Here is a 14,008-nt window from a genome sequence, read left to right as displayed (position 1 = left end):
TCGTAAATAAATTGACTAATCAACATAGGAAAAACATCTCCACGTTTTAAATAATACTCCGAAACTGACTAAGTGCTTTTCTATCTTTTTCTCATGATTTTAGATTTCATAAAAATTACCTCTGTACACGACAAATTTCATAGGATCCTTGTCCTATCAGGCTTTTTCTTTCTTAAAATTGCTAGCACTTTCTTAAATTCTTCTTTTTTTCCAAAACCAATCAAACGTAGAATAGCCATTTGAACATAGTCCAAACCGTAGCGAAATAAACTTACTGAAAGTCGTCCATGCTTCTTTATTTTTATCGCTTTTTTCCGATCATGTTGCCATTCACCTGTTAAATAGCACCAACAGAAACCGATAGCTAGCACTGCTATCAATTTCTTGACTCGTCTAGGGTCTGTTAAACGAGTATTTTCAAGATTGAATCCACGTCCTTTGAGACAACTAAATAACGTTTCGATTTCCCAGCGTAATGCATAATCACGAATAGCAGAAGCATTAAACATAGGAGAAACAACAAGTAAAAGTTCTCCATCTTCTAATCGTAGCGCACTAATATACAGTTTCACTCGACCAACCCAAATACGTCGTTTACGACATTCAGTTTGACCAACTTGAAGATGACGAAATAAATCACTAATTTTATGATTCTTGGCTAAGTGATTGGTCACAATAAAGTTTTTTTAACACGTATACAGAAGTTAATGTCATTTTCAATTAACTATGTAAACCATTTCTCACCGATAAATTCTCTGTCTGCAAACACATTCACAATACGATCTTTACCAAAAATGGAGATAAAGCGTTGAATCAAAGCAATACGCTCTTTTGTATCTGAATTTCCACGTTTATTGAGCAATGTCCAAACAATAGGTATCGCTATTCCACGATAGACGATGGCTAACATCAAGATATTAATATCTCGTTTTCCCTATTTCCAATTAGTTCTATCCAAAGTTAATTGGACTTTATCGAATGAAAATATATTGAAAATTAACTGAGAAATTTGACGATAATCGAAATACTGATCTGCAAAGAAGCGTTGTATACGTCGATAAAATGATTGTGGTAAGCACTTGATGGGTAAGGCTTTAGATGCAGAAGAAAGATTACATGTCTGTTTTACAATTAATGCAAGCATAATCAGTGTAAAACATTTTGCATGTGACTTGTTCCACTTTAGATATTTGTTTAAGATGAGATGTAACTCATTGAAATGTATCATCATATTCGTCGTCAGAAAACAAGTACTATGCCATTATTTCAATGAGTTATCTTTTTTTGTCGTGTACAAAGAAAAAATGCTTAAAAAATAGGTAAAAGTGCAATTTTTTTAGCAAAAACGCTTATAAAAAATACATACGTGAAAAATATAGTGAATTGGGGGTTGCAATGATTCTGAAATGCTCTAGAATGCACCCCATACCGACGAGATAGACGGAAACGAACGAAACGCGAAGCGTTGAGTTGTTAGGTTTATCGAAGTCCAGCTTCTAGCATTGACGAGATGTTAGAAAGATCATTAAGAGATTATGAAGAACAACTTGTGTGGATTTTTACTGATTGATCGATCGAAATTATTTTCATTGATTAATGGTAGAAATTACTCGAAGTTTATTTGAGCAAATTTTTGTCAGTAATTGATGAGCCAAGATTGGTACACTATATGTACTATTGATTTTAAACTGAAGAGTTTGATCATGGCTCAGATTGAACGCTGGCGGCAGGCTTAACACATGCAAGTCGAGCGGGGGAAGGTAGCTTGCTACTGGACCTAGCGGCGGACGGGTGAGTAATGCTTAGGAATCTGCCTATTAGTGGGGGACAACATTTCGAAAGGGATGCTAATACCGCATACGTCCTACGGGAGAAAGCAGGGGATCTTCGGACCTTGCGCTAATAGATGAGCCTAAGTCGGATTAGCTAGTTGGTGGGGTAAAGGCCTACCAAGGCGACGATCTGTAGCGGGTCTGAGAGGATGATCCGCCACACTGGGACTGAGACACGGCCCAGACTCCTACGGGAGGCAGCAGTGGGGAATATTGGACAATGGGGGGAACCCTGATCCAGCCATGCCGCGTGTGTGAAGAAGGCCTTTTGGTTGTAAAGCACTTTAAGCGAGGAGGAGGCTACCTTAGTTAATACCTAAGGATAGTGGACGTTACTCGCAGAATAAGCACCGGCTAACTCTGTGCCAGCAGCCGCGGTAATACAGAGGGTGCGAGCGTTAATCGGATTTACTGGGCGTAAAGCGTGCGTAGGCGGCTTTTTAAGTCGGATGTGAAATCCCCGAGCTTAACTTGGGAATTGCATTCGATACTGGGAAGCTAGAGTATGGGAGAGGATGGTAGAATTCCAGGTGTAGCGGTGAAATGCGTAGAGATCTGGAGGAATACCGATGGCGAAGGCAGCCATCTGGCCTAATACTGACGCTGAGGCACGAAAGCATGGGGAGCAAACAGGATTAGATACCCTGGTAGTCCATGCCGTAAACGATGTCTACTAGCCGTTGGGGCCTTTGAGGCTTTAGTGGCGCAGCTAACGCGATAAGTAGACCGCCTGGGGAGTACGGTCGCAAGACTAAAACTCAAATGAATTGACGGGGGCCCGCACAAGCGGTGGAGCATGTGGTTTAATTCGATGCAACGCGAAGAACCTTACCTGGTCTTGACATAGTAAGAACTTTCCAGAGATGGATTGGTGCCTTCGGGAACTTACATACAGGTGCTGCATGGCTGTCGTCAGCTCGTGTCGTGAGATGTTGGGTTAAGTCCCGCAACGAGCGCAACCCTTTTCCTTATTTGCCATCGGGTTAAGCCGGGAACTTTAAGGATACTGCCAGTGACAAACTGGAGGAAGGCGGGGACGACGTCAAGTCATCATGGCCCTTACGACCAGGGCTACACACGTGCTACAATGGTCGGTACAAAGGGTTGCTACTCCGCGAGGAGATGCTAATCTCAAAAAGCCGATCGTAGTCCGGATTGGAGTCTGCAACTCGACTCCATGAAGTCGGAATCGCTAGTAATCGCGGATCAGAATGCCGCGGTGAATACGTTCCCGGGCCTTGTACACACCGCCCGTCACACCATGGGAGTTTGTTGCACCAGAAGTAGGTAGTCTAACCGTAAGGAGGACGCTTACCACGGTGTGGCCGATGACTGGGGTGAAGTCGTAACAAGGTAGCCGTAGGGGAACCTGCGGCTGGATCACCTCCTTAACGAAAGATTGACGATTGGTAAGAATCCACAACAAGTTGTTCTTCATGACGATGTATCTGAGGGTCTGTAGCTCAGTTGGTTAGAGCACACGCTTGATAAGCGTGGGGTCACAAGTTCAAGTCTTGTCAGACCCACCATTCTGACTAACGAAGTATTTGAATAAAATACGGAAGCAAACAGAAAAACAGAAACATTGACTTATTGATAAGCTGGGGACTTAGCTTAGTTGGTAGAGCGCCTGCTTTGCACGCAGGAGGTCAGGAGTTCGACTCTCCTAGTCTCCACCATACATCGCAAAGCGATGTATAAAAGACAAGTTAATAAATGAACAGTCAGTTGGCTGTTAGTTTAGTCTTTAAGCGATCAAGTGCTTAGGTTATAGAGCTTAGCAACAAAGTGGCGTATGATTCGCTTCATTGTTATTAAGCTCTGTGATTTATCACAGTTTCCTGACCTGACGAAGGCTGGAAAAATCATTAACAGAATATATTTGAGTTGAAATAATTTGTTCATACTCGTTTGATTTAACCTAACAAGCAATTGTGAAAGTTGAATGAAATGAGTTACTAGCGAAATTAACTGAATCAAGCGTTTTGGTATATGAATCTAATTGAAGCTGTACAGTGATTAAGTTCACGAAGCTCTAAACTGTAATGTTGGTTGATCTACTTGTAGGATCAAACGACTGTTTGGGGTTGTATAGTCAAGTAATTAAGTGCATGTGGTGGATGCCTTGGCAGTCAGAGGCGATGAAAGACGTAATAGCCTGCGATAAGCTCCGGGGAGGCGGCAAATATCCTGTGATCCGGAGATTTCTGAATGGGGAAACCCACCCGCTATAAGGCGGGTATCATAAACTGAATACATAGGTTTATGAGGCGAACGAGGGGAAGTGAAACATCTCAGTACCCTTAGGAAAAGAAATCAATTGAGATTCCCTCAGTAGCGGCGAGCGAACGGGGAAAAGCCCATTAAGTTATCTAAGCTTTAGTGGAACGCTCTGGGAAGTGCGACCATAGTAGGTGATAGTCCTGTACGCGAAAGGGCTTAGATAATGATGTCGAGTAGGGCGAGGCACGTGAAACCTTGTCTGAATATGGGGGGACCATCCTCCAAGGCTAAATACTCCTGACTGACCGATAGTGAACCAGTACCGTGAGGGAAAGGCGAAAAGAACCCCTGTGAGGGGAGTGAAATAGATCCTGAAACCGCATGCATACAAGCAGTGGGAGCCAACTTGTTTGGTGACTGCGTACCTTTTGTATAATGGGTCAGCGACTTACATTCAGTAGCAAGGTTAACCGATTAGGGGAGCCGTAGAGAAATCGAGTCTTAATAGGGCGTTTAGTTGCTGGGTGTAGACCCGAAACCGGGTGATCTATCCATGAGCAGGTTGAAGGTTGGGTAACACTAACTGGAGGACCGAACCCACTGTCGTTGAAAAGCCAGGGGATGACTTGTGGATAGGGGTGAAAGGCTAATCAAACTCGGTGATAGCTGGTTCTCCCCGAAAGCTATTTAGGTAGCGCCTCGGACGAATACCATTGGGGGTAGAGCACTGTTTCGGCTAGGGGGTCATCCCGACTTACCAAACCGATGCAAACTCCGAATACCAATGAGTACTATCCGGGAGACAGACTGCGGGTGCTAACGTCCGTAGTCAAGAGGAAAACAATCCAGACCGCCAGCTAAGGCCCCAAAATTATAGTTAAGTGGGAAACGATGTGGGAAGGCATAGACAGCTAGGAGGTTGGCTTAGAAGCAGCCACCCTTTAAAGAAAGCGTAATAGCTCACTAGTCGAGTCGGCCTGCGCGGAAGATGTAACGGGGCTAAAACTATATGCCGAAGCTGCGGATTTACACATTAGTGTAAGTGGTAGGGGAGCGTTCTGTAAGCCGATGAAGGTGGATTGAGAAGTCTGCTGGAGGTATCAGAAGTGCGAATGCTGACGTGAGTAACGACAAAACGGGTGAAAAACCCGTTCGCTGAAAGACCAAGGGTTCCAGTCCAACGTTAATCGGGGCTGGGTGAGTCGACCCCTAAGGCGAGGCCGAGAGGCGTAGTCGATGGGAAATTGGTTAATATTCCAATACTTCAGTGTAATGCGATGAGAGGACGGAGAAGGTTAAGTCAGCCTGGCGTTGGTTGTCCAGGTGAAAGGAAGTAGGCATGTATCTTAGGCAAATCCGGGGTACTCTATGCTGAGATCTGACAGCAAGCTGTACTTGTACAGTGAAGTGGCTGATACCATACTTCCAGGAAAAGTCTCTAAGCTTCAGTTACACTGGAATCGTACCCGAAACCGACACAGGTGGTCAGGTCGAGTAGACCAAAGCGCTTGAGAGAACTCTGCTGAAGGAACTAGGCAAAATGGTACCGTAACTTCGGGAGAAGGTACGCTGCTTTTGGTGATGGAACTTGCTTCCTGAGCTGAGAGCAGCCACAGAAACCAGGCCCCTGCAACTGTTTATTAAAAACATAGCACTCTGCAAACACGAAAGTGGACGTATAGGGTGTGATGCCTGCCCGGTGCTGGAAGGTTAATTGATGGGGTTAGCGTAAGCGAAGCTCTTGATCGAAGCCCCAGTAAACGGCGGCCGTAACTATAACGGTCCTAAGGTAGCGAAATTCCTTGTCGGGTAAGTTCCGACCTGCACGAATGGCATAATGATGGGGGCGCTGTCTCCAGCAGAGGCTCAGTGAAATCGAATTCGCCGTGAAGATGCGGTGTACCCGCGGCTAGACGGAAAGACCCCGTGAACCTTTACTGCAGCTTGACATTGAACTTTGATCTTACTTGTGTAGGATAGGTGGGAGGCTTTGAAACCGAGACGCTAGTTTCGGTGGAGCCAATCTTGAAATACCACCCTGGTAATATTGAGGTTCTAACTCTGTCCCGTTATCCGGGACGAGGACCATGTCTGGTGGGTAGTTTGACTGGGGCGGTCTCCTCCTAAAGAGTAACGGAGGAGTACGAAGGTGCGCTCAGCGTGGTCGGAAATCACGCGTAGAGTATAAAGGCAAAAGCGCGCTTAACTGCGAGACCCACAAGTCGAGCAGGTACGAAAGTAGGTCTTAGTGATCCGGTGGTTCTGTATGGAAGGGCCATCGCTCAACGGATAAAAGGTACTCTGGGGATAACAGGCTGATACCGCCCAAGAGTTCATATCGACGGCGGTGTTTGGCACCTCGATGTCGGCTCATCTCATCCTGGGGCTGAAGCAGGTCCCAAGGGTATGGCTGTTCGCCATTTAAAGAGGTACGCGAGCTGGGTTTAGAACGTCGTGAGACAGTTCGGTCCCTATCTACCGTGGGCGCTGGAAATTTGAGAGGATCTGCTCCTAGTACGAGAGGACCAGAGTGGACGAACCTCTGGTGTACCGGTTGTGACGCCAGTCGCATCGCCGGGTAGCTATGTTCGGAAGGGATAACCGCTGAAAGCATCTAAGCGGGAAGCCTACCTCAAGATAAGATTTCCCTTGGACTTTATGTCCACTAAAGAGCCGTTGAAGACTACGACGTTGATAGGTTGGATGTGGAAGTGCGGTGACGCATGAAGCTGACCAATACTAATTGCTCGTGAGGCTTGACTATACAACACCCAAACAGTTGTATGTAAAGCATCAATTGATTCACATATAATCAATCAAACTTGATTTAGTTGAAAAGCTAGATAAAATGAACACCTTAAATTAACTCAAGTACTTCTGTTAATAACTCATTTGGTAGAAAACTTAGCACGAAGAGCACTGCTCTGAGATTAGACTAAGCAAGTATCCATAACAGTTGTGCTGGCGACAATAGCAAGAGTGAACCACCTGATCCCTTCCCGAACTCAGAAGTGAAACCTCTTAGCGCTGATGGTAGTGTGGGGTTACCCATGTGAGAGTAAGTCATCGCCAGCTCTTTATTCGAAACACCCCCTGATACGTCAGGGGGTGTTTTTTTATGCATGCGGAAAAAAGAAAAAAGGAAAAGAACGTTATAAAAGTAGAAAAAGCTAAAGCACAAAAATAGGAAAACGAGAGATATTTAAAAAGAATAAGGCTAAACAACGCTAAAAATTTACATCAAGGTGAGCCTATATTCTTTATAGTGAAGTTCAGTCTCCAAGGTATAAAAACAATAGGATATACATATGCTCCAAGATCTTGATGAAGTCTCTATTTTAGAGATATTGCAGCAACGCTTTGAGGAAAATATGCAGCGTCATCCAGAATTACTTTGGGATGATGTTAAAAAACAATTGATAGCACAGCCCTCAAAACTACAAATTTTAATCGAAATGGAAAAAACAGGCGGTGAGCCAGATATTGTGATGCTGAATCAGCAATCTAATGACCTGATATTTTATGATTGCAGCTTAGAGTCGCCAAAGTTTAGAAGAAACTTGTGCTATGACCGTGATGCCTTGGAGAATCGGAAGGATCATCCTCCCAAAAATAATGTTATAGACATGGTTCGAGACATTGGTGCTGAGCTACTGACGGAAGAAGACTATCGAGCGATACAGCAAGTTTTTCATTTCGATTTAAAGACTTCGAGTTGGATCGTAACGCCAGCGGATATTCGGCAAAAGGGCGGGGCACTGTTTTGTGACCGACGTTATGATCATGTATTTAGCTACCATAATGGCGCACAGTCATATTATGCGTCTCGTGGATTTCGCTGTAAGCTGGTGATTGCTTAATCTCAGTGCTATCAAGGTATTTAAAACAATCTAGAGTGTTCAAACGAACTTTTCTAAAGATATATTTTCGTTTGTTTTTTAGACATTTAAAATTTTTCTAAACTAAAGATAGAAATAAATGATGGTGTGTCGTTCTGAAGTTGAATGAAAGAATAGAAGAATTAGACCTAAAAACAAGGACATTATTATTTAAAAAAAGAAGTTAAATAATCATATATTGATAATGTTTAATAATTAAACTAAAGCATGAAAAATAACACAATTAACATGTACTTATAAGAGACTAGATTTATTAAACATACGTCTAATATCCCTAGAAAACACTGTTCCGTATATTCCGTGGCTGTTGAATTTTACTTAAAAATTCAATGAATGTTATGGACAAGTACTCATGGGAGATGAGAACGATGACAACGGAAAAAATAGACATAAATTCTGTAGTCGATAAGGCTAAATTTACCCCGTTCCACTTCAATGTAGTGGCTTGGTGCTTATTGATTATTTTATTTGATGGCTACGATTTAGCGATTAATGGCGTGGTTTTACCATTATTGATGCAAGACTGGGGCTTAAGTGCAATGCAAGCGGGGATGCTTGCTAGTACTGCGCTCGCAGGCATGATGTTTGGTGCCATGTTCTTTGGTTCTTTAGCAGATAAGATTGGCCGTAAAAAAGTCATCATGATCTGTATCGTTTTATTTAGTGGTTTGACCTTTGCCGGTGGTTTTGCGTCGAATCCAACAGAATTTGGTATTTTGCGTTTCTTGGCTGGTTTAGGGATTGGCGGTGTCATGCCTAACCTTGTGGCTTTAACGTCTGAATACGCGCCGCAGAAGATGCGTAGCACACTGGTAACGACGATGTTTAGTGGTTATGCAGTCGGTGGTGTGATGGCGGCACTTTTAGGTTCATGGTTCACCCCTGACTTTGGTTGGCAAATCATGTTCTTTATTGCAGGTATTCCACTTTTCCTTTTACCTGTGATTTGGAAATTCTTACCTGAATCTTTGGCATTTATGGTGAAAGAAAACAAACAGGAAAAAGCCCGCAGTATCGTGAAGCGCTTAGCGCCTGAAGTGAAAGTGACTGAAAATACAGTGTTCACTTTACCGCAAGAAAATGTACCTGAAGCTGCTAACGTGGTGAGTTTGTTCCGCCGTGGTCGTGCCGTAAATACATTGCTGTTTTGGGTGGCGTTCTTTACGTGCCTATTGACCATGTATGCGCTAAGCAGCTGGTTACCAAAACTGATGATGGCAGCCGGTTATTCTATGGATAACAGCTTGATGTTCATGATGGTCATGAACGTTGGCGCAGTTGTGGGTATTGTTGGCGGTGGTATTTTGGCTGACCGTTTCCATTTAAAACCTGTGCTGATGGTTTTGGGTATGATGGGGGCGATTGTGATGAGCTTGATGGGCTTCCAGTCAAATCAGTTCTTGCTATACATCTTGGTGTTCTTGGCAGGTGCTGCATCTATTGGTTCGCAAATGCTGTTGTACAGCTATGTGGCGCAGTATTACCCACTTGCTGTACGTTCGACAGGTATTGGTTGGTCTTCTGCGATTGGTCGTATGGGCGCGATTGTAGGGCCGATTCTGATCGGTGGTTTGCTTGGTATGAACTTACCTGCTCATTTCAACTTTATGGCGGTAGGTTTACCTGTACTGATCACTGCAATCGCGGTTGCGTTGATTATGCATGAAAATGACAGTGATAAGATTGATGTTAAAGAAGCATCTACAGCCAAAGCTTAAGTTGTGATTCTTTAAAAAGAAAAGCCTCCGAAAGGGGTAATGCCAGTCAGTTAAGAGATTGACTGGCTTTTTCTTGGGTATTTTTGAGGTTTTCCTTTTACAACCCTTGGATAACTCCTCACTCTTCTCTCAGGTATAACATACCGATTAGATTTCTCCATTAAACTTTCCAGATGTTTGGGGAGATTACCTGCAGAAGCCAAAGAGTCGAATCTGAGTAAATTAAGAAGGGCAATAGATGCAATATGAAAACTGATTCTCAAAGGACTTACTTTAGCTCGTTGAGCCATATGTTTCATTTGTCGTCTCAGAACATTATAGGCAATCAAGACACCCCATAATTCTTGATAAATTAAGTCTGGTTGCTTGCTTCTTAAGAGCTTACCTTTCTGCAAATTGCTTTTAATTTCTCGGTAACACATTTCAATTTCCCAACGCTGAGCATATAACTTTGCCAAGGCTATAAGTGGGTATGTCTTTGAATCTAATAATGAAGTAATGTAACGTCTGATTTTTCCTGCCTGCTCAACTTCAATCAAACGTGCCTCCCAATAATCCCCTAACGTTGGGTTAAGCTTCTTGGCTCTAGGTGATATTGGCATCCTGATATGAAAATCATGTGGGGAATTCCGTTTAATAATTTCATAACGTAAATTATCTTTTGCTCGCATCAGCCAATGACTTGATTCTGCACGTGTTTGCCACCCTATTAGAAAATCAGCAGAGAAATAAGCTCGATCAAATAATGTAATACTTTGTGCTGGTGGAGATAATTGATTTGCTAATGTGAGTTCACCCTGATCCATACTGCCTATTTGGGCATCTATGATTTCATGGGTATTGGTATTGACTAGGCACGTGGCTCTCACTTGTGGGTAAGGTGCTACAGCAGTTTTACCTTTAGATGAGCCAAAATGATTAAAGTTCTCTTCGGTCAGCGGCATAGACCAAACCACCCCATCAACAGCACATATACTAAGTCCTTGAAAGCTTAAATATTGTTGCTGTGTTTCATCAAACCATGCTTGGCTGAGCAGAGAGAATAAGGTACTTAAAGGCTCTTGTCCTAAACGTTGTCGTGCTTGGACTGCTGCACTAGGAACACAATATTCTGTTGTACCAAACACGAGGTTTAATTGCTCTACAACATAGCTGATGGGTTGATTTCGAAACAAGGCAAGCCCAATAACAAGCCAAACCACATGCTCAGCAGGTAATTTTCTCCTTCTGATTGATGCCTTACCTGTTTGATGCAGGCTTGTTTCAATCCAATTTAAATCAATAAGTTCACAAAAATGGTTGAGTGATGGGAGAGAATGTTCAAGAGTGGATTCTAAATGTTCAGATAAAGACATAAAAAAATGAGCGTATTTACATACACTCATTTTTACTACATTTTACTAAAATTTGCTTAACTGACTGGCATTACCGAAAGGGGGCTTTTTTATTATATATTAGGTATTTTAATAAGTTTAATAATTAAGTATGAATGCTTTAGATAGTAAGTATTTAGAATCACATAGACTTTGCTTTTTCATACATGATGTAATAGTTGAATTCTTAAAAAGTGGTGAAGAAAAAAATATTTTTACATCTGTTTTTGATTTAGATGATGAAGAAAAAAAAGATTTAGGTAACTTTGAAGGACATATTTTAGATTGGTTAAAAAATAAGAAAAGAAATAATGAGTATGAGATAGCTATTAAAAAGACACTTATACCTGCAGTTTTATCAGATATGTTGCATTGTATATACGAAGTTTTAAAAGCAATGGAAACTGGGAAGACAACGGTTGCATACTTATTACTTAGAAAACCTATACAAGAAAATTTATATTTATTTGAAGAAATGTTATTACTAAAATCTGATTTTATTAAAATTTTTGAGAGTGATCCTTTACGGCTTAGACCGAAAAATGCTGGTGGTGTGGAGGGCCATCAGAAAAAAATTTACGAAATTCTAGGGGATTTAAATTCTATTTTAGATGCTAATTATATTGCATCTTTAAGATATGATAAGACTAATGAGGATAGTTTTGCTGGTTGTTGTAATCAGGCTATGCATTTATTTACTGAACATAAAGCAATTAAAACAGAAAATATGAATGTAAATTTTATTTTTGCAGGAGTTGAGGCTAAAAAAACTTTATATGACTTTATGTATAGTAGATTGCCTTACCTTATGTATTATTTCTATGTGGTATTTGAAAAGGTAGTAAGTTCAATTTCATGTACTACAGAAACATATTTAGTGGATATTCATAATCGTATTGCTGCCATGTTTTTATTAACATCCATGCATATAACTGAAGATTATCAAACAAAACAATACTATGATTTATGTATAGCTTTAGAGAAATTTTTAATTGCTAATTTTAACTGTAGTCTTAATTTAGATTTATTAGAATCTATAGCATCATCAGGAAAAATTAATTAAAAGCAGGTATATAATTAATGAAACTCAACTCTTTCTCCCCAATCCCTGAAGACGATGAAGAACTCCATCTGCCTGAACTGGTGTACTGGGCATCTTTAGGTGAACTGGCTGAAGTCGATAAATCTTTGGCAAATGGCATAGACGTAAACTCTGCCGATGAAGAAGGCTACAGCGCACTGCATGCAGCCGCAGAAAACGGCTATTTAGACGTAGTGAAGCTATTGGTAGTCAAAGGTGCAGATGTAAAGCACAAAACCCAATATACCGCTTTAGAACTTGCAGAAATGGCAGGTCATGATGATGTTGTGGCTTATTTGAAAAGTCTCTAAGTTCGATCGCGGAAAATCATGATCGTGAAATCCTCCAGCTGAATCTGGGGGATTTTTTTAAAGGGTCGTAAATAATCAATAGATAGAAAAAGAAAACCCCGACATCCTGTCGGGGTTTTCTTCGTATTTCGTGTTCTAGATACAACTCCTTGTCATATCTCACGTCCTGATGCAGAAACTTATTGTTATTGTTTTATGTTTCGGAAACTTCCTGTCTCCTGATAACTGTAGATTAGGCCTGTTTCATAAACTTGGAAAGCCGCAATTTTCTGCATGTCATGTAAGCCAAAACGTACAAAATTATTCTGTTACCTTTCCAAAGAAAAATCATCTGATTAATTGATTAGAATCAAATGATTATAAAAGGGAAGGGAACAGTAAATGAAACAATGCTTACAATATTTTCGAACGCCTAGCCTCATCGTTGGCATCCTGATGACAGCCGCATGCCATGCGGAAAACACCACAACTACAGCACAAGATCAAACACCAAGCCAAGCTCAAAAATCGGCACAAATCCAGCAAGAAAAGCGCTTTAAAATACAAAAAATCGCTCAATTTAATGAGCCTTGGGCCATCCAGCCGCTCTCAGACGGCCGTATATTGCTGACTGAAAGAAAAGGTCAGCTAATTATCTTTAATCCTCAAAACCAGCAGAAAATACAGGTGAAAAACCTTCCCAAAGTTGCCTATGGTGGACAAGGTGGATTAGGTGATATTGCACTCGATCCGCAGTTTGAAAAAAATCATCAGATATATCTGAGCTATGCAGAAGCAGGACAGGGCGGTTTTGGCGCTGTCATCGAAAAAGCCACATTAAACCTCAATGAAGCTGTGCCAAGTTTAAAACAGCGAAAAATCATTTGGAGGCAAATTCCAAAAGTAGAAGGTCAAGGCCATTATTCACACCGTATGCAGTTTGGTGCAGATGGAAAATTATGGGTGAGTTCGGGCGAACGTCAGAAGTTTGATCCTGCACAAGATCTGCAGTCAAATTTGGGTAAAGTACTGCGCTTAAATAGTGATGGAACACCTGCAGCAGATAATCCATTTCAGACTCAAGGCGAGGTTGCAAAGCAAGTCTGGAGCTTCGGGCACCGTAACCCTTTAGGCATGGCATTTGATGCAAAACAGCAGCTGTGGGTGGCCGAAATGGGCCCGAAAGGCGGTGATGAGTTAAATCTTGTGCAGCGTGCGAAAAACTATGGCTATCCACATGTGTCGAATGGCGATCATTATGATGATCAGCCGATTCCTGATCATCATACACGGCCTGAATTTGAAGCGCCTGCCATCAGTTGGACACCGGTGATTTCACCGTCAAGTTTGATGTTTTACCAAGGGCAAAAGTTCCCCCTGTGGAAAAATAAAGCGCTGATTGGCGGATTGTCGTCTCAAGCAATCGTGATTGTAGACACAGCACATCAACCAGTAACAGAAATCCAGCGCATCGACATGAAACAGCGGGTCCGTGGCTTGATTGAGGCCAAAGATGGCGCCATTTGGGGGATTGAAGACGGTGAAAAAGCATGGTTATTCAAAATTGAGCCGAAATAGTGGCTAAAAAATAA

General features: G+C 41.9%; 6 protein-coding genes, 2 tRNA genes, 3 rRNA genes and 1 pseudogene. 10 read left to right on the top strand and 2 right to left on the bottom strand.

The genetic code is table 11. The features are described from left to right. Positions 1-137: 137 nt before the first annotated feature. Positions 138-1,228 (bottom strand): annotated as a pseudogene (locus tag MST17_RS15925) (IS4-like element ISAba33 family transposase). Positions 1,229-1,685: 457 nt separating this feature from the next. Between MST17_RS15925 and MST17_RS15920 the strand changes: the two are divergent. The 7 genes from MST17_RS15920 to MST17_RS15890 all read left to right on the top strand — a co-directional run bounded on the left by MST17_RS15920 (position 1,686) and on the right by MST17_RS15890 (position 9,672). After that, positions 1,686-3,223: ribosomal RNA gene (locus MST17_RS15920) — 16S ribosomal RNA — on the top strand. Between the two features lie 61 nt (positions 3,224-3,284). Next, positions 3,285-3,361 (top strand) — tRNA-Ile (locus MST17_RS15915). 74 nt (positions 3,362-3,435) lie between these two features. After that, positions 3,436-3,511 (top strand) — tRNA-Ala (locus tag MST17_RS15910). A 414-nt stretch (positions 3,512-3,925) separates the two neighbouring features. Then, a 23S ribosomal RNA gene (locus MST17_RS15905) occupies positions 3,926-6,819 on the top strand. A 196-nt stretch (positions 6,820-7,015) separates the two neighbouring features. Further along, positions 7,016-7,130 (top strand): 5S ribosomal RNA (gene rrf / locus MST17_RS15900). The 16S, 23S and 5S rRNA genes sit together here with 2 tRNA genes alongside, the layout of an rRNA operon. 233 nt (positions 7,131-7,363) lie before the next feature. Next, the gene (locus MST17_RS15895) at positions 7,364-7,915 is read left to right on the top strand and encodes a DUF4256 domain-containing protein (RefSeq protein ID WP_180027324.1); all 552 of its coding nucleotides are present in this window, start codon (positions 7,364-7,366) and stop codon (positions 7,913-7,915) included. 407 nt (positions 7,916-8,322) lie between these two features. Beyond that, positions 8,323-9,672, top strand: a complete 1,350-nt coding sequence (locus tag MST17_RS15890) for an MFS transporter (protein WP_180005638.1) — start codon at positions 8,323-8,325, stop codon at positions 9,670-9,672. A gap of 50 nt (positions 9,673-9,722) precedes the next feature. Here the strand turns inward: MST17_RS15890 and MST17_RS15885 are convergent, their stop codons facing one another. Continuing rightward, positions 9,723-11,027, bottom strand: coding sequence for an IS4 family transposase (locus MST17_RS15885; protein WP_180027325.1), 1,305 nt, complete (start codon positions 11,025-11,027; stop codon positions 9,723-9,725). 130 nt (positions 11,028-11,157) lie between these two features. Here MST17_RS15885 and MST17_RS15880 point away from each other — a divergent pair, with 130 nt between their 5' ends. The 3 genes from MST17_RS15880 (at position 11,158) to MST17_RS15870 (ending at position 13,994) form a co-directional block, all read left to right on the top strand. Next, a complete protein-coding gene (locus tag MST17_RS15880; RefSeq protein WP_180027326.1) occupies positions 11,158-12,108 on the top strand; it encodes a hypothetical protein in 951 nt (316 codons plus the stop codon). Between the two features lie 17 nt (positions 12,109-12,125). Next, complete coding sequence (locus MST17_RS15875) at positions 12,126-12,437, top strand: ankyrin repeat domain-containing protein (protein ID WP_180027327.1); 312 nt, start codon at positions 12,126-12,128, stop codon at positions 12,435-12,437. Between the two features lie 381 nt (positions 12,438-12,818). Then, positions 12,819-13,994: a PQQ-dependent sugar dehydrogenase gene (locus MST17_RS15870; RefSeq protein WP_373685454.1), complete on the top strand. Its 1,176-nt coding sequence runs from the start codon at positions 12,819-12,821 to the stop codon at positions 13,992-13,994. Positions 13,995-14,008 lie beyond the last annotated feature (14 nt).

This window comes from Acinetobacter sp. YH16056_T, assembly GCF_024605895.1.
Lineage (GTDB): Bacteria > Pseudomonadota > Gammaproteobacteria > Pseudomonadales > Moraxellaceae > Acinetobacter > Acinetobacter amyesii.
Note: the sequence above shows the minus strand (reverse complement) of the source record. Positions and strands in the feature narration are given on the sequence as shown.